Annotated in this window: 20 protein-coding genes, 1 pseudogene and 1 riboswitch; of the genes and pseudogenes, 15 read left to right on the top strand and 6 right to left on the bottom strand. The window is 34.7% G+C overall.

The window, feature by feature from the left end:
- Nucleotides 1-195: 195 nt before the first annotated feature.
- Together JFT89_RS24115 and JFT89_RS24120 are read right to left on the bottom strand one after the other, a co-directional pair.
- Nucleotides 196-375, bottom strand: coding sequence for a cold-inducible protein YdjO-related protein (locus JFT89_RS24115; protein ID WP_002067775.1), 180 nt, complete (start codon nt 373-375; stop codon nt 196-198).
- A gap of 402 nt (nt 376-777) precedes the next feature.
- Nucleotides 778-1,164, bottom strand: a pseudogene (locus tag JFT89_RS24120) (Rpn family recombination-promoting nuclease/putative transposase); the annotation flags it as partial.
- Nucleotides 1,165-1,458: 294 nt separating this feature from the next.
- Here JFT89_RS24120 and JFT89_RS24125 point away from each other — a divergent pair.
- Both JFT89_RS24125 and JFT89_RS24130 read left to right on the top strand, forming a co-directional pair.
- Nucleotides 1,459-2,130 carry a DUF7003 family protein gene (locus JFT89_RS24125; protein ID WP_201040797.1) on the top strand — a complete coding sequence of 224 codons (672 nt, stop codon included), beginning with the start codon at nt 1,459-1,461 and terminating at the stop codon, nt 2,128-2,130.
- Nucleotides 2,131-2,159: 29 nt separating this feature from the next.
- Complete coding sequence (locus JFT89_RS24130; RefSeq protein ID WP_201040799.1) at nt 2,160-2,666, top strand: DUF2199 domain-containing protein; 507 nt, start codon at nt 2,160-2,162, stop codon at nt 2,664-2,666.
- 41 nt (nt 2,667-2,707) lie between these two features.
- Here the strand turns inward: JFT89_RS24130 and JFT89_RS24135 are convergent, their stop codons facing one another.
- On the bottom strand, nt 2,708-3,610 hold the full coding sequence (locus tag JFT89_RS24135; protein ID WP_201040800.1) for a diacylglycerol/lipid kinase family protein: 903 nt from the start codon (nt 3,608-3,610) through the stop codon (nt 2,708-2,710).
- A 150-nt stretch (nt 3,611-3,760) separates the two neighbouring features.
- Nucleotides 3,761-4,288, bottom strand: a complete 528-nt coding sequence (gene hpt, locus JFT89_RS24140) for a hypoxanthine phosphoribosyltransferase (RefSeq protein WP_000687586.1) — start codon at nt 4,286-4,288, stop codon at nt 3,761-3,763.
- Between the two features lie 161 nt (nt 4,289-4,449).
- Here hpt and JFT89_RS24145 point away from each other — a divergent pair, with 161 nt between their 5' ends.
- The 6 genes from JFT89_RS24145 to JFT89_RS24170 all read left to right on the top strand — a co-directional run bounded on the left by JFT89_RS24145 (nt 4,450) and on the right by JFT89_RS24170 (nt 9,134).
- Nucleotides 4,450-4,665, top strand: coding sequence for a hypothetical protein (locus JFT89_RS24145; protein ID WP_002175472.1), 216 nt, complete (start codon nt 4,450-4,452; stop codon nt 4,663-4,665).
- Nucleotides 4,666-4,844: 179 nt separating this feature from the next.
- Complete coding sequence (locus JFT89_RS24150) at nt 4,845-5,177, top strand: hypothetical protein (protein ID WP_016095920.1); 333 nt, start codon at nt 4,845-4,847, stop codon at nt 5,175-5,177.
- A gap of 173 nt (nt 5,178-5,350) precedes the next feature.
- Nucleotides 5,351-5,845 carry an LPXTG cell wall anchor domain-containing protein gene (locus tag JFT89_RS24155; RefSeq protein ID WP_002067780.1) on the top strand — a complete coding sequence of 165 codons (495 nt, stop codon included), beginning with the start codon at nt 5,351-5,353 and terminating at the stop codon, nt 5,843-5,845.
- Between the two features lie 89 nt (nt 5,846-5,934).
- Nucleotides 5,935-6,555, top strand: a complete 621-nt coding sequence (locus JFT89_RS24160; protein WP_201040802.1) for a class D sortase — start codon at nt 5,935-5,937, stop codon at nt 6,553-6,555.
- A 39-nt stretch (nt 6,556-6,594) separates the two neighbouring features.
- Nucleotides 6,595-7,284, top strand: a complete 690-nt coding sequence (locus JFT89_RS24165) for a response regulator transcription factor (protein WP_201040803.1) — start codon at nt 6,595-6,597, stop codon at nt 7,282-7,284.
- Nucleotides 7,281-9,134 carry a sensor histidine kinase gene (locus JFT89_RS24170; protein ID WP_201040805.1) on the top strand — a complete coding sequence of 618 codons (1,854 nt, stop codon included), beginning with the start codon at nt 7,281-7,283 and terminating at the stop codon, nt 9,132-9,134. The genes JFT89_RS24165 and JFT89_RS24170 overlap by 4 nt, the downstream gene beginning before the upstream one ends.
- Nucleotides 9,135-9,344: 210 nt before the next feature.
- On the opposite strand, the gene thiT is transcribed toward JFT89_RS24170, so the two are convergent.
- A complete protein-coding gene (gene thiT / locus JFT89_RS24175; protein WP_201040807.1) occupies nt 9,345-10,016 on the bottom strand; it encodes an energy-coupled thiamine transporter ThiT in 672 nt (223 codons plus the stop codon).
- An 86-nt stretch (nt 10,017-10,102) separates the two neighbouring features.
- A riboswitch (TPP riboswitch) is annotated at nt 10,103-10,204 on the bottom strand.
- A gap of 194 nt (nt 10,205-10,398) precedes the next feature.
- On the opposite strand from thiT, the gene JFT89_RS24180 reads away from it, so the two are divergent.
- From JFT89_RS24180 to JFT89_RS24190, 3 genes are read left to right on the top strand one after another with little or no spacing between them, the layout of a single operon-like run.
- Complete coding sequence (locus tag JFT89_RS24180) at nt 10,399-10,626, top strand: FeoA family protein (RefSeq protein ID WP_000060512.1); 228 nt, start codon at nt 10,399-10,401, stop codon at nt 10,624-10,626.
- Nucleotides 10,623-12,611, top strand: coding sequence for a ferrous iron transport protein B (feoB, locus tag JFT89_RS24185; protein WP_201040809.1), 1,989 nt, complete (start codon nt 10,623-10,625; stop codon nt 12,609-12,611). The genes JFT89_RS24180 and feoB overlap by 4 nt, the downstream gene beginning before the upstream one ends.
- A gap of 16 nt (nt 12,612-12,627) precedes the next feature.
- Nucleotides 12,628-12,795 carry a FeoB-associated Cys-rich membrane protein gene (locus tag JFT89_RS24190; RefSeq protein ID WP_000989597.1) on the top strand — a complete coding sequence of 56 codons (168 nt, stop codon included), beginning with the start codon at nt 12,628-12,630 and terminating at the stop codon, nt 12,793-12,795.
- Nucleotides 12,796-12,829: 34 nt separating this feature from the next.
- On the opposite strand, the gene JFT89_RS24195 is transcribed toward JFT89_RS24190, so the two are convergent.
- Nucleotides 12,830-13,408 (bottom strand): lipoprotein BA_5634 family protein, encoded by a 579-nt coding sequence (locus JFT89_RS24195; RefSeq protein WP_016095927.1) that lies wholly within the window; start codon nt 13,406-13,408, stop codon nt 12,830-12,832.
- Nucleotides 13,409-13,820: 412 nt separating this feature from the next.
- Between JFT89_RS24195 and JFT89_RS24200 the strand changes: the two genes are divergently transcribed.
- The 4 genes from JFT89_RS24200 (at nt 13,821) to JFT89_RS24215 (ending at nt 16,330) form a co-directional block, all read left to right on the top strand.
- On the top strand, nt 13,821-14,486 hold the full coding sequence (locus tag JFT89_RS24200; RefSeq protein WP_070145249.1) for a PspA/IM30 family protein: 666 nt from the start codon (nt 13,821-13,823) through the stop codon (nt 14,484-14,486).
- Between the two features lie 79 nt (nt 14,487-14,565).
- Complete coding sequence (locus JFT89_RS24205; RefSeq protein ID WP_201040811.1) at nt 14,566-14,970, top strand: DUF350 domain-containing protein; 405 nt, start codon at nt 14,566-14,568, stop codon at nt 14,968-14,970.
- Between the two features lie 21 nt (nt 14,971-14,991).
- Nucleotides 14,992-15,498 carry a DUF4178 domain-containing protein gene (locus tag JFT89_RS24210; RefSeq protein WP_002015752.1) on the top strand — a complete coding sequence of 169 codons (507 nt, stop codon included), beginning with the start codon at nt 14,992-14,994 and terminating at the stop codon, nt 15,496-15,498.
- 13 nt (nt 15,499-15,511) lie between these two features.
- Nucleotides 15,512-16,330, top strand: coding sequence for a DUF4247 domain-containing protein (locus JFT89_RS24215; RefSeq protein WP_016095931.1), 819 nt, complete (start codon nt 15,512-15,514; stop codon nt 16,328-16,330).
- Nucleotides 16,331-16,404 lie beyond the last annotated feature (74 nt).

Below are 16,404 nucleotides of genomic sequence, written 5' to 3' on the forward strand. Positions count from 1 at the left end.
ATGAATAGAGATAAATTTAGGGGAATATTATATGGAATTTATAGCGATGAAGAAGTTATAGATTGAAAGAAGCAGCTATTCTACGTAATAGCTGCTTCTTTCATTATTTATAATTAGGAAGCAACTTGTACTGTAGATAAGGAGAAATAAAATCCTCTATCTTTTCAGTATATAAAAGATAAAGAGGGAAAGGTATTATAACTTCTGTAGTAATCGTTCGCTGCTTTTCATGTCACCTTTACACAACGGACATTGTGGCTTATCTTCTAAAGAAAAGTTTTTACGCATCCATCCAAGGCAGTCGTCTGCTTCGCATTCCCACACAGCAATTGCTTCTGGTTCTTCTACAGGTTTATCATTTTTTCTCCAATACATGTGATCGCTCCTTTAAATTGAAAAGTTTTTTAGAAAAAACAAAAAAGGTTGTTAACGTTTTTGTTAACAACCTTTTAGTTATTCATTATACTGTATTTTCTTAAAAAATGCGAAGGTTAGTAATTATTAAAATTATAATAAAATAGTGATTATACAAGCATAGGATTATAAATCATCGTTGAACGCGAATGAGTATACTGTCCAAAAAAATTTAAGAGAACTGAATTAAAATAGATTTAATACGAGTAATTGAGGAGTATATCCAGTAGTAGTTGAAATTTCACACACTTTATTTGTGCTAAAAGGTTTATTGACGGTAATTCTTTGTTTACACAGTAGTGGATTTCTTCAAGTTTTAAGTACATTTAAAGAGCTTGAAGTAATTCAAACTCTTTTTTATCACTATTTATGTCCTAAAATACGCTCAACCTCATGCACACTTAATTTACTTGCTTTAGCAATCGTTTCAAGTGGCATACCAAGTTCATACATATCTTTAATCATTTGTGTTTTTACTTGTTGAACCCCTTCTTTTCGACCTTTTTCAATGCCTTTTTCAATGCCCTGTTCAATACCTTTTTTAATGCCTTGTTCTATTCCTCTTTTTATTCCTTCTTGCTCTGCGTGGGCGAATTTTGCAGCCTCATCCATTAACACTTTCTCCCTCGCGTCATAGGCTTGTCGGAAAGATGAATCTTGACTCATACGTTCCCATTTGTTTATTGCTTTTTGTAAAATAGGATTTCGGTTCATAGCAATATCCTCCAATGTTTTAGTTAAGTGCTCATCTAGCATTTAAAAATGCAAGTAGAATATCTTCACTACCATTCGTAACAAACAATTGTTTAAATGCAAAATTAATGCGTAAATTAACTAACTGTTGGTTGAACACAGCTTTTCCTCTCCCTTGTATCAGGTTGCTACTTTCCTTCATTGTATCTAAAAAGAAATAGGGCATGCAAACAGGCCCTTCTGCTATTTTGTTAGTAGTATTATTAGAAAGTGAAAGGCAAGTATGTCTATGTTATACTCTAGTGAAAATGAAAGGAAATTTTTATTTATATTGAGAAAAAGGTGATACGTATGCAAAAAGATATTTTAAAGTTATTAGATAAAAAGCAAAGTAAATATGAATTTCCTGCCTTAGATAATGAAAATATGGATGTTTCACAAGTGAAATTCTCTCTTTTCTTTAAAGATAATAAAGATTGGTTAATGGTGTTTCAATTTGTTGGTGTAGGTTCATTAGGTGTATTTAATGATATTCAAATATATGGTGATAGAATTAATCATTCAATTGGTGATGATGGTATGTTGCAATTAAATGATGGAGATTATGAATTATTTGATGATGAAGGTGAATTTATACCGGATATTCATAACGGCAGTTTGAAAATTCGTGATCATCATTTTGAATATCAATTTACAGAAGAAGATTATGTGAATAATGGAATAGAAGTACAAACGACAGAGTCTTATCCAACATATTTCATGCGTATGCTTGCTACTAATGACGAAGCTAGAAAATTAGTATGGTGGAATAAAGAAGAAATTTTAGCAGAGGTAGGTTTAAAAGGCGATTGGGAAGTAGTGTATGAAACGGAAGAGTGGAAACATGTTGAAGACGAGAAAGTAAGTGAAAATGAATTCTTCCAATCAGTAGCTGCTGCAATAGAGAAGAAAGATCCAAGTGTTATTGTGAATAAGGATTCTAATACACATTGGAAAAATTGGATGGATTTTGAGTGTGAATGAAATTTAAAGGATAGGAGAACTCATAATAGATGAAAAGAAGAAGAAAGTCCGGAGAAAAGATACAAATGAACCGCTTTACACTTCCTTTATGTTACGGAAGTGAAGCACCATATTATTACGAGGTAGAGCCTCATGAAAGAGAGGGACGCTTCCATTTAACATCAGATCTTTGCGTAATGGACGATGAACATTACTTTATTAGGGGATGTTTAGAGCTTCCTATAATTGATTACCATGAAAGTTTTATCTGGACTGTGTGGGTATCACTTAGTAAAGAAAGTTATGATAAAGTACTAGAAAAGTGGGATGAAAGAGGACGAGAAAATAGTGATCCTTATTTTGGCTGGTTATCTGTAGAAATACCAGTTTATTCAGAAACACTAAATTTAAAGACAAATATACATATAAGAGAAGTTGGAATGGCTCCGTTCATCGAATTAGAACCGACTGATCATCCTCTTGCGCTGGAACAAAGAAATGGAATTACTTTAGAGAGAGTTAAAGAAATACAAGAAATTATACAACGACATAATTAGATTAGAAGAGAAAAAACGAGTGATATCACTCGTTTTTTTTATTACACAACATTAGGATTATAAATCATCGTAAAGTGTCCTTGTAATAGTTCAATATGGCATGGTGTATGGAGCGAACTTTCTCCATCTGTATCTACTTCTTTTTCTTCTTCTGTTTCAATATGAATGGATTTCGCTTTTACGTGGAAGATGTCATTTTCATTTGAGTCTTCAAATAATTTTTTTCCTATATAATCTTTAAATGCCTGAATGCCTGTTGATTTAACGACAAAAATATCAAGTGTTCCGTCGTCGCATTTTACGTTCGGAATAAAGGAAGGAATACCGCCGAGATATTCACCGTTTCCAACCATAACAAGGACAGCTTCGTCTTCATATACTTGTCCGTCGTAAGTGATTTTTACTGGGAATGTTTCAGCATTTTTTACAGTTCGAATTGTGCTTAAATAGTAACCAATTTTACCAAGCTTTGCTTTCTCTTCTGCATCAATATTGTTTGATACTTCAGATACGAGTCCAATGCCCCAGAAGTTTAAGAAGTGTTGTCCGTTTGCTTTTGCGACATCGATTGGTTTTATATGTCCTTTTGTAATGAGTTTTGCTGCTTCTGCAATATTTTGCGGAACGCCGAGTGTGCGAGAGAAGTCGTTGCAAGTTCCGCCTGGAATAATTGCAAGTGTAGGTCTAGTTTCAAGAGGGGCTAAGCCGTTTGTGCATTCAAATACAGTTCCGTCACCACCGAAGACGATAATTAAATCTACTTTACTAGCAAACTCCTGACAATATTTTGTTGCATCACCTTGTTTTTTCGTATGAAGGATATGTAAGTCAGGAAAAGCTGCGGCAAGTGGTGGTACGATTTTTGTTAAGTTCGTATGTAAATCGCCTTGCCCTGCTTTCGGATTTACGATGAGGAGTACTTTTCCAAATTTTGTCTTTGTCATTCTTCATCTCTCCCTTTGTTTTTATAAATTACGATAGAAATAAAACTTCCACCAATAATGCATGGAAGCTTATTTGATCCCGCTATTTGCGGGCCAATAATCATTGGGGATGGACAAAAATCCCACTGATTAAAGTTTCACTTTATTTTATTATTCCGTTACAACTGAAGCGATAAATGGTAAGTTACGATATTTTTCTGCGCAGTCGATACCGTAGCCAACGATAAATTCGTCTGGAATTTGGAAGCCAACATATTCAGCTTTTAAGTCCACTTTACGGCGCTCTGGTTTATCAAGTAACGTACAGAATTTCAATGCTTTTGGTTTATGCATGAAGAAGTGATCTTTTAAGAAGTGAAGTGTTAGACCAGAATCGATAATGTCTTCTACGACAATTACGTTTTTTCCAGTAATGTTTACATCGATATCTTTTAATAGTTTCACTTTTCCAGTTGTTTCTGTTTGATTTCCGTAGCTAGATGCAGAGATAAAGTCGATTGTTACTTCGTTTTTAATGTGACGAATTAAATCAGCAGCGAATACGAAAGATCCTTTTAATACAGCGATTACAACGATTTCTTCTCCTTCAAAATCACGTTCGATTTGGAGCGCTAGTTCTTTTACTTTTTCTTGTAATTGTTCTTCAGAAATTAAAGTGTCTTTTATTTCAATTTTCATTTGAATCCTCCTACAGTGTAAAACTTGTGAACATTTCGACTGTAAAGGATAGAAAGAAAAAAGTCAAAGAAGACATAAGGTTTTTACAGAAATCCCCACAAAATAGTCAGATGATATGATATACTGATTATATTAAGAAAACGCTTCCATAAAGGGTGATTATGATGAAAAAGAAACAGTATACAAGTGTAACATTTATAAAAGCATTGCTTTTAACAATTGTTCTTGGTATGTTGGCTTACATAATTGATGTACCTGCAATTCGCATTTCACTAATTGGAATGACTTTAGTATTAGGCGCAATTTCCCATGGCATGATATCACAGCTTCAAGAAGCTGGAGTTGATAATATGAAAAATCATATAGATAAAAAGTGAGAAACCTTCATTATATAGAGTGAAGGTTTTTTTCTTACAAAAATGTAAGGTAGTTGTAAGAAAAATCGATAGTTGCATAATAGCATTTTGGATAAACTAGGGGTGTAAGGTAAAAGGAAAGCAGATTTTAGGTAAATTAAGTTTTAGGCACTCTATATGTGAAGAAGGAGTAGGAGGGCATGGAGAAACGTTGGACAACCTTTTCTTTTTTAGCGACTAGTAACACCGTAATGCTAGCTGGAGAAATGGATTTTTTGCACTTGTTTGATCGAGAAGACGATCATTCTTCTTCTAAATTTACAATGAAATGGCGTAAATGGAGCGAAAGTTGTAGATTGGAAGAAGAGGCCCCTAACGAAGAGCAAAGAGTTATTTTAACAAATCCTATTAAAGCATGGGTTGTTCAACGTCGTAAGTGTAACGTCAAAAATCACTTCAAGAAAACTGAGCCGAGACAACTAGTTATCGCTCCGGCCCGCTCTACTTCTGAAACACGAGAAAGTAACATGTAAATATTGAGACACGCACCAAAAAAACATCGTATATATTGCGATGTTTTTTATTTTTCTACAATGAAATCTTTAAATGAAATATATTTCATCTGCATCTTATATTTATATCTCTTGTTTATTCTAGTGATACATCCGATGCGAAGTGATGTAAAACGTATAAGAGGAGAGATAAAATGAAAAAGAAGCTATTACCAATCTGTGCAATGGCACTTTTAACAGTAGGATATTCTTCAGTAGCAAGTGCAGATACTGGAACGGTAACAAAGGAAGAAGCAGCGCAAGTGCAACAAGATAAAGCTAAAAAAGAAGAAGCAATTAAGATACAGCAAAAAAATGAAGAAGAGAAAAAGCAAGCAGCACAAGTACAAGAAAAAGGTGATATGGCTAAAAAAGAGGAAGCGATAAAAGCTGGGCAAACGAATGATACAGCGAAAAAAGAAGTAACACCACAAGTACAAGAAAAGGAAGCTCTTGCAAAAAAAGAAGCAGCAATTAAGGCCGGGCAAAAGAATGATGCAGCGAAAAAGGAAGTAGCGAAGCCAGTTGTACAAGGTGAAAAATTACCAAATACAGCATCAAATAATGTAGCAATGATGGCGCTAAGTGCATGTCTTGTAGGGATAGGGACATTATTTGGTTTGAATCGTCGTAATAAAGTTAAGGCATAAATAAAATATTTTCCTATAAAGAATGGGATAATTTCATATATTAAAAATGGTAGGTTATTCCTACCATTTTTTGCATGGAGGGATGGAACGTGAAGTTACTCAATTATATCGGTATCATATTGATGGCCATAGGGCTATTCATGGGATCGTATTACGCTGTGGAATGGTATAAAGGAAAAAGCTCTGCTCAAGAATTAACGAAAGAAGAAATAAAGAGCCTTAAAAATATACAAGATAATCAACTTTCACATGAAACACCAGTAACGTCCCAAGTACCTTCTTCTCAAACCGAGCATAAAGAAGGAGAAAAGGTAGCGATGTTAAATATACCGAAAATAAAGAAGAAGTTTTCTATATATTGGGGAGCGAATGATGCAACTTTGAAAAAAGGAGTTGGTATGTTTGTTAGCGATTTAACGACAACTCCATCTGGAGGAGGACATACTGTACTGAGTGGGCATCGAGATACTGTATTTACAGATTTAGGAGAGTTAAAAGAAAAGGATACTCTTATTTTAGAGTATGATAATAAAACTTACACATATGAAATTCAAAAGACATGGATTACCCATGCGGATGATCGTACTGTTATTATAAAAAAAGAAGAACCAACATTAACACTGACGACTTGCTATCCATTTGATTATATAGGGGATGCACCGGATCGATATATTATTGAAGCGAAGTTAACTGGTAGTTATTCAAAATGAAATTGTAGTTTTTGAAAGCGAGAGGGGGAGACATAGATTATGTCAAAAAACATTTTGATTGTTGAAGATGAAGATATTTTGCGTGAAATATTAAAAGATTATTTTTTGAGTGAACAATATATAGTGTTTGAAGCAAGAGATGGGAAAGAAGCCTTAGTTGTATTTGAAGAAGAAGAGGTTGATTTAGTTATTCTAGATATTATGTTGCCAGAACTCGATGGATGGTCTGTTTGCCGAAGAATCCGTAAGACGTCCGAGGTTCCTATTATTATGTTGACGGCGCGTGTAGATGAAGATGATACGTTACTTGGCTTTGAACTTGGGGCAGATGACTATGTGACGAAGCCGTATAGTCCGCCAATTTTATTAGCAAGAGCGAAAAGGTTGTTGGAAAGTAGAAAAGCATCGAAGAAACCTTTAGAGAATGAAGATGATACGTTATCAATTCACGGCATTCATGTCCATTTCCCGTCACGTACTGTTACTGTTGATGAGGCAGACATTAGTTTAACACATACAGAGTTTGAAATATTAGTGTATTTCATGAAAAATCAGGGGATTGTTTTAACGAGAGAGCAACTCATTTCAAGGATTTGGGGATATGAGTTTGCTGGGGATGATCGCACAGTAAATAGTCATATTCGTAATTTGCGAAATAAATTAGGAGAGAAAGCAAAGTGCATTACAACTGTAGTGCGAACCGGTTATAAATTCGAGGGGAACATATGAGAAAAGGGATTGTACTTAAATTATTTACCCTTACAACAGCTCTATGTATGTTGATTTTAGCGACGATATTTATTGGGCAAACAATATTTTTCAAACAATATTATGCGAATCGAAAAGTGGAAGATATTAAAATGAACTTAAATTCCTTTGCAAAGAACTATTTAAATTATGCAGGAAGTGCAGAAGAAGTTCAGAAACTGGAGCAAGATTTTTTAAGAGAAAATAATACGTGGATTACGATATTAGATCAGAATGGGAATTTAAAACATGTGGATGATTTTTATTTTGAAGTAACGATAGACCGTAGGCAACAAAAGAGCTTTGGACAACAAATATTCAAGATTCCCTTAGGTAATCTCGTCAATATAGAGGAGATTGATAATAAATTATCAGAGAAGTTTTCAGGACAAGAAATTTATTTTTCTGGAGTGAGAAAAGAAGAAAGTTTTATTCCATTCTCTTTCTCGTTAGGTAAGCAAAATTTAAGTGGATCTAATAAACCGTTAGAAAAAGCATTTAATGAGAAAATGATTAAATTAGATCAGGAGAAAAAGAAAGCAGCTGAGGAACAAGTTGTTAAGGAAAAGAAGCCGGCCGTTCAGGAGCAAGCTGCTCAGGAATTAGATGCTCCCATAGTAGGACGTGTTACGAAAGTACAGTTCCCCGATGTAAAAGGGCCTGTAAACCCAATTTATAAAAATAATTTATTTTTGGATAATATAAAAGAATTTCAAGCTGATTTATTACTAAAAGAAAGCAATCAAATACAATATGCAACACAAACAATGGACTATGAAAAAAATGATATAAAATATAAATTATTAATCAAACCAATAAAAGAAAAAGATGGATCGGTGACATACATATACGCGATGGCTTCTTTACAGCCTGTCGATGAGGCTGTTCAAATGGTGCAAGATTATTACATTTACATTGTTGCGTTTGTAGTCATTCTTATTTTTCTAGCTTCTTTCTATTATTCAAAACAAATTGCAAAACCGTTACTAAAAATAAATGATACAACGAAGAAAATAGCTCATTTGGATTTCACAGAAAAAATTCCGATTACTTCAAAAGATGAAATTGGTGATTTATCGCAAAATATTAATACATTATCTAATAAACTACATTCACATATTGGACAGTTAGAACAAGATATTGAAAAAGAAAGAAAGTTAGAAAAGACGCGAAAAGAATTCATTTCTGGTGTTTCACATGAATTAAAAACACCGTTAAGTATTATGAAAAGCTGTATTTCTATTTTAAAAGATGGGGTAGCTGAACATAAAAAAGAGTACTATTTTCAAGCAATGGAACGAGAAGTAGACAAAATGGATACGTTAATTTTGGATATGCTTGAGTTAGCTAAATTTGAATCTGGTACATATAAAATGAAAAAAGATTCATTTTATATTGATACAGCAATTGAAGATATATGTGAATACCTTTCTGTGGAGATAGAGAAAAAAGAACTTCGTGTTCATAAAAATATACGTTCATTTGAAGTGATTGCAAACCAAAGTCGGATTGAACAAGTTATCGTGAACTTCATTACGAATGCCATACGTTATACACCAAATAAAGAGGATATCATTATTTCTACAGTAGATGAGAAGGATCGTATAAAAGTGTGTATTGAAAATAAAGGTACTCACATTGAAGAAGAGCAATTAGATAAAATTTGGGATCGTTTTTATCGCGTGGATGCAGCGCGTCATCGTTCACAAGGTGGAACGGGGCTTGGGCTTGCCATTTCAAAGAATATTTTAGAACTACACGATGTTGAATATGGAGTAAAGAATACAGAAGATGGGGTGTTATTTTACTTCTACTTACCGAAAAAAGCGTAGATCATACATGCTACGCTTTTTTTTAAGTTATTTTCATATTATCTTTACCTAATCTTTATTTTTAAGAGATATAATCTGGTTAGAAAAAGAGGTTATGTAAGGAGTAGATTAGCCATGAATAGCAATTTACTAGGTGTGATGGTATTTATTTTCTTTTGTGCATTTATTGTATTTATTATTGATATTACGATATGAAAAAAAGAGCGCTAATTAAGCGCCCTTTTTTTGTGTATTCATTTGATAAGCACTGATGCTTTTGAATAAGCGTGGTGAAGTTGTAAATAAAAATATAAGTAAAATTGTACATATAATATATGAACCAATCATGGTACTACCATTAAATATTAAAGAATATAGGAAAGCTGATTGACCTTTTGGTGCATATTGTCCCCAGAAAATAATGCCGGCGATAAAGTGACAGAAGTAACGAGCTAGACTGCCAATAAATGTAGCAAGGATAATGTATCCAATTACTTTCTTTCCTTGGTTTTGTTTTGTTGAAGGTTTATTTTTACGGCTACCTAAGTTTGATTGTTCGTTGCTATTCTCATTAGATGTTAAAAGTGCTTTTTGAATGGGACGATAGAATAAACCAGCAAATCCAATGAACGCGAAAGCAACGAAGTATTCAATTATTACTTGAATTGGTGTTACGATAATCGCATCTCCAACGACAATTTGTAATAATCCCCAAATTAAGCCTCCTAAGAAAGCCATTTTGAAGCCCCAGCGGTATGCGATAATAAAAATAGGAATCATAGCGAATGATATAGAACCGCCTGTTGCTGATATTTTGATTGAAAGTGGTAAAATGTCGATAACCAAGGCGAAGGCTGCAAGAATTGCAGATTCGATCATCGCTTGTAAATTAGTGTTACGCATGTTGTCTCCCCCTAAATCCAAGTGACGCAAAAAAAGAACATTATCATAGGAGGATACGAAATACGTAAATAAAAAAGAGGTATGTATTTCGGACGTTTGCACAATCCCTGCGATAGCATTAACTAACAGGTTCTAAGGGTCGGAACGAAGTGTTCCCTCTCAGCGGTAAGGCTCCCCCTGTGATAACGAGATTCTTTATTTGCTATTGTTCATTGTAAGCGAAATGGATGAGAATGGCAAATGAATACCGTATGACAATTATTGAAATAGAATTGTAGCGAAATGTTAATAAATATGAAGCAAAAGGGTATAGTACAAGAGAAATAGAGTATGATATAATTTTTTTGAAAATAATTATCATTCTCTTCTGAGGGGGAAGGTTATGAGCTTAGTAGATATTAAAATTGGCGAGAAAGTGTTAGTAAAAAGTATTCAGTCGTTAGATCAGTTATTAAAGCGTAGACTGGCTGCTTTCGGTCTTGCGGAAGGAAGCGAACTTCGCCTGAAACAGAAAGCGATGTTTAAAGGTCCTTGTACATTGGAGTGTCGTGGACAATTAATTAGTATTCGTCATTGTGACGCGAAAATGATAAAGGTGGAATTAGCGTGAATAAGGTAGCTTTGCTAGGGAATCCGAATACAGGGAAAACATCATTATTTAATGCACTTACCGGTTCTTATGAATATGTAGGAAACTGGAGTGGTGTAACAGTAGAAAAGAAGGTTGGTAAATTAAAAGATAAGCAAGGAACATTAATTGATTTACCAGGCGTTTATGATTTGAATCCAGTTTCACGTGATGAAGGTGTCGTTACGAATTTTCTACTAACAGATGAATTTCATCATATGTTAAATATAGTGGATTCTTCTCAATTTGAGCGAAATATGCATTTAACATTGCAATTACTTGAATTTGGTAAGCCCGTTTCAATTGGTTTAAATATGATTGATGTGGCAAAGCAAAGAGGAATTGTGATTAATGTAAAACGGTTATCAGAAATATTAGGTGTAACAGTCGTTCCTGTCATCGCAAGAACTGGAAAAGGCTGTGAAGAATTACTTACTACTCTTCATGAAGAGAAACAAAAAGAGAAAAAGCCATTCATTATTTCATATGGTGTACAAATGGATGAAGGGATTGGAGAGGTAATCGCTCTTTTAGAGACAGCGAATTATGAGCATCCGAGATGGTTAGCCCTTCAATTTTTAAGCAATAACGAAGTAGTAGAAAAAGAAATGAAAGCATTACCAATTTATAAGGAACTTATAGCCATTCGATCTCGTTTAGGTGGAAAACTTGATTGTACGTTAGAGGAGCACATTTACAAGACTCGTGAAGCGTATATTGAAAAGTTAAAAACAAATGTTATGCAACATGAGAAAGAAGGAAAAATTCCTTTTTCAGAAAAAATTGATAGGTTAATTACACATAAAATTTTAGGACTTCCAATCTTTTTAGCAGTTATGTTTTTTATTTTTCAGGTTACGTTTACGTGGATTGGTACACCTTTATCTGATATGCTCGATGGATTTTTTGGCGGACAACTTACTGATTGGGTTACAGCTGGGCTCACAAGTGTTGGCGCTTCTGACTTTATTCAAGCACTCGTTACAGAAGGGATTATTGCCGGCGTTGGTGCGGTATTAGTATTCGTTCCACAAATCTTTGCACTATTCTTTTTCATTTCATTATTAGAAGACTCGGGATATATGGCACGAATTGCAGTTGTTATGGATAGAATTATGGAGTTTTTCGGTTTAAACGGAAAAGCGTTCATTCCGATGATTATCGGCTTTGGATGTAACGTTCCAGGTATTATGGCTGCGAGAACGATTGAACAAGAAAAAGAAAGATTACTTACAGTTCTTGTAACACCATTTATGTCTTGTTCAGCACGTTTACCTGTATATGCACTATTTGCGGGAGTTTTCTTCCCTAATAGTCAGGCAACTGTTGTGTTCTCTTTATACATTGCAGGTATTGTTCTTGCGTTACTTGTTACAAAAATTATGTCACTTACTATTTTAAAAGCAGAAAAATCTATTTTTGTAATAGAACTACCGCCTTACCGTGTGCCACAAGCGAAAACGTTATGGCTCAGCACGTGGGAGAAAGGTAAAGGTTTTGTTCGTAAAGCAGGTACATTCATCTTCGGTGGTTCTGTTGTCATTTGGTTATTAAACTATGCAGGTCCATCAGGATTTGGTGTTGATATGGGAGACAGTTTCTTAGCGATGATTGGTGGATTTATCGCACCACTATTTGCACCGCTCGGTTTTGGAACGTGGCAAGCTGGGGCATCCCTTCTAACAGGATTTTTAGCGAAAGAAGTTGTCGTTTCTACAATGGCAATTATTTATGCGGTTAAAGAAGATGTGCTAGGAAATGTAATGGGAGCACATTATACTGCGCTATCAGCATATGCATTTATGTTCTTTGTTTTATTATATGTTCCGTGCTTAGCGACAGTAGCTGTTATTAAACGTGAAACTGGATCGGTGAAATGGACCGTTTTCTCTGTCGTTTATCCGCTCGTGGTTGCTTATGTATTAACGCTCATTATATACCAAGTTGGATCCTTACTCGGATTCTAGAAGGAGATGTATTAGGGTGATGGTCAATATTATAATTGGAGCTATCATTTTTGGTTATGCAGCATATACGTTAGTTAATTTTGTAAAGAGAAGTAAAAAAGGAAAGTGCGCAGCATGCTCTTTAAATAAGTCATGTCAGTCGCAAACTTGTAGTCCAGATATGGAGCAAATTGCTCACAAGTAGAAAAAAGCTTTGCGAATTTCGCAAAGCTTTTTTATTATTTCTTAATTTTTACAAGTTGTGCTCCTTCTACACCATTTTTTCCAGGGAATTCTTTACTAGGGTCTTTATCAAATTTTAATACACCCACAGATTTTTCTTCACCTTTTACATTGCCGTAAGTTGCATCATCAACAATCGCGAACATATCTGCATATGCACGGCCACTACCGATAATTGTGTTACCTTCATATTTTAATTTCGCGCCATCAATTGTAGCATTCTCTATTTTATTTTTTGCGAATAACACGCCTTGTTCTGCTGTTACAGCTGGTAATTTATCAAGTGATTTCGTGTCGTCTTTTTCATCAACTTTTTGTAGTAATTCTTTCTTAACGAGTTCCTCGCCAGTTTTCTTATCCATTACAAGAACTTTTTTATCTTCTAGCGTTGTAAGTTTCATTTTGTATACATCTTTTTCTTTTACTTCTTTTTTATTTTTATCTGCAATTTGCTGAACTTGCTCTTCTGTTCCGTATAATACAAAGCCGTTCGCTTTTTCTCCTAATAAAGAACAACCTGATAATGCTCCAAATGAAATTGCTGCTGCTAATCCGATTCCTACTAATTTTTTCATGATGATTTCTCCTTTTTATATGTTTTATAGTAAATATAGTTTTTGTATTAGTTCTTACATGTTGAGAAGCTTTTTTGTTTTTTCGTTGCCGCTGGTATTAGTGTATAAGAAATGTTGAAACGTAACTATCGAGTTAGCTTACAGTAACATTACACTTATGTAATTTAGTGAAATTGCGCAAAAATAAGTTAATTTTGGAGGCAGAAATAATAAGGATATAGTAGGAATACAATATTATATCTGGAATGTCATATTATATTAGTTGTATTTTGGAAATAACATGTAAGGACATCTTAGTTTTGTTATAATGAACACATAGGTTATAAAAATGAATATTCTTACTGTAAAGGGAGATTTTTAAATTTCCAAGTAGTGAATTTGAAATATGAGGTATATCATAGGAGGAATTTGGATGTCTGTATTTAAACGATTAAGAGATTTAACAATGTCGAATGTGTATTCATTAATTGAAAAAGCTGAAGATCCAGTTAAGATGACGGATCAATATTTACGCGATATGCAAGCGGATGTACAAGAAGCTGAGAAAAGTGTAGCGGCTCAAATCGCGCTTGAGAAGAAATTCAAAATATTATTTGAAGAGCAAGAAGCACTTGTGAAAAAACGTGAAGAGCAAGCTCATATGGCTGTTCAAGCTAGCAACTTAGATCTTGCGCGCCGTGCTTTAGAAGAAAAACAAAATGCAGAGCAAAAGATGAATGAGTATAAAGCGAGCTATGAGCAAAACAAAGCAGCTGCTGATAACCTTCGTCTTAAGCTAGAAGAAATGCGTAAGCAATTAACAGAGCTGAAAAATAAACGTGAAACACTTGTTGCACGTGTAAATGCAGCGAAAGCACAAAAGAATATTAATCAGGCGATGTCTGGATTTGACTCAAATACAGCAAAAGCTGGTTTAAGCCGTATGGAAGAGAAAGCTCTTCAATTAGAGGCTGAAGCAGAAGCAAGCGGTGAAATTTACAAGAAAGAAAAGTCATTAGACGATGAATTCGCAAGCTTAAACAAAAATTCTGCTGTTGACGATGAATTAGCTCGTATTATGAAGCAGTATGAGAAATAATATAGAATAGACAAAGAAGCCGACATGTCTGAAGAGAATTCATGTCGGTTTTCTATTACCTTTTAGAGGAGGTTTTGCAATGACGTGGACGAATGTTTTAGCTATGCTTGTATGGACTGGAGCGAGTGCGGTACTTTTATTTGCAATTATGTGGGTTGATTCGATTTTTACAAAATACAATGATTTAAAAGAAATGAAAAATGGAAATACAGCAGTGACAACGCGTTTCGTTATGAAATTATTTGCGCAAGGGTACATTTTATCTCAATCTATAACGAAAGCGAATGACTTATGGCAAGCGCTTCTTGCCTCAGCAGTTTCATTCGTTATTTTATTAATTGTAGAAATGTTCATTGAGTTCGTGTTAAAGAAAATGTCTGGTTTAGATTTAGAAGAAGGAACGAAAGAAGGCAGCGTAGCACATGCGTTGTTAGCTGGTTCATTACATATCGTTGGTGCACTTATTTTAGGTGCTTGTTTATAAAGAGAAAAGGAGGGGTAGATTGTGAGTTTATTTAAACGTATTAAAAATATAATGAAGAGTCCGGAACCGCCGAAGCCAGAAAAGAGTCTTTTAACGTTGGCTCCTGGCGATATGATTGAAGTCTCGTTAGTCATGTACGAATTAACTGGGAAAACGAGCATGCATTCTCGCAAGGAGATTATTTTAACCCTGCAGGACGGGAAAGATATTCGTTATTTGAAAATCGAAGACCGTGAAAATACGTATTACAAATTGTATACACCGATTGATGGTCGTTTAGATTCAATCGATGAAATTCCGACGACGATTGAAATGGATGATATAGAGTATCATATGGAAGAACAATATAATGGACGTGTTGTTGTTATGGGGAAAACACCATTCGCTGCTTCAGAAGAACAGTACGTATGGGAATTCCAATCTGATAACCGCAAATTATTACGTGTTGAATGGCAAAATGGTCGCACAATGATGTATGAGGGAGAAGTAATTATTCCTGCTGATGTACAAATTATAAGAGCAACATAAGGGGGGCGTAATCATGTCAAACCGATTGTTTACCATGATTAAATCGTTCGTAATCCCTATACTTGCTATCGTTACATTACTTGTTATTGCTGGTTATGCTTTATCAGGCTGTCAAAGTGGTCAAGCGAAGTCAATTCAAGACCGTTATCCGCTTGAGTCTGTCGCAAAAGAAGGTAAACAAGAATCTTACGTGTATAGGGCCGCCAATCGGTCAGTTCCTGAAGTCGCAAAGGAACTTATAGCCGAAAGGAAACCGAAGCAAGCATCTAAAGAAGACGAAAATCAAATGTTCCTCGTTTATTCTGATAAAATGTATAATCTTCAAAAGGATAAAGAGAAACCATCTGATACGCTAATTGAAATAAGTAATGAAGAATTTGTTCGTCAAAATTACCAACCATCCTTCTTACAAGGATATATTATGGGGAGTATATTAAACGATATATTCGGTTCACGGAAATCATCATACGGTGATTATCGCGGATATAACGATAGACAAAATCATAAACCGGTTATCCCGGAAAGACCACCTACGAAAGAAGAAAAGAAAACCCCGCCTCCAATTACGAAGGAAGGGAAAGGATCTATCATTAAGCGAGGAGATAATGTAGATCCGAAATCATCAGTAGGTGATAAGGGAAGTATTACTGAAAAAGGAAGTAATACGACGCCTCCACCTTCTACCGGAAGCAAAGGGAAAATTACGAAAACGCCAGATGGATCGAGCGGATCTGATGTGAAGCCGAAATCATCCATTAAAACTCCGCCAAAGAATACGTCTCCCCCGAAAACGAGGGTTGGCGGTTCAGGGAAAATTATGAAGAGAAGATAGTATAGAGACCGAAAAGTGAAATTTGCTTTTCGGTCTTTTTATTATGGTAATTAATTCCTTGCAGCTGGTACAAT

This window comes from Bacillus sp. TH25 (assembly GCF_016650935.1).
Taxonomy (GTDB): domain Bacteria; phylum Bacillota; class Bacilli; order Bacillales; family Bacillaceae_G; genus Bacillus_A; species Bacillus_A mycoides.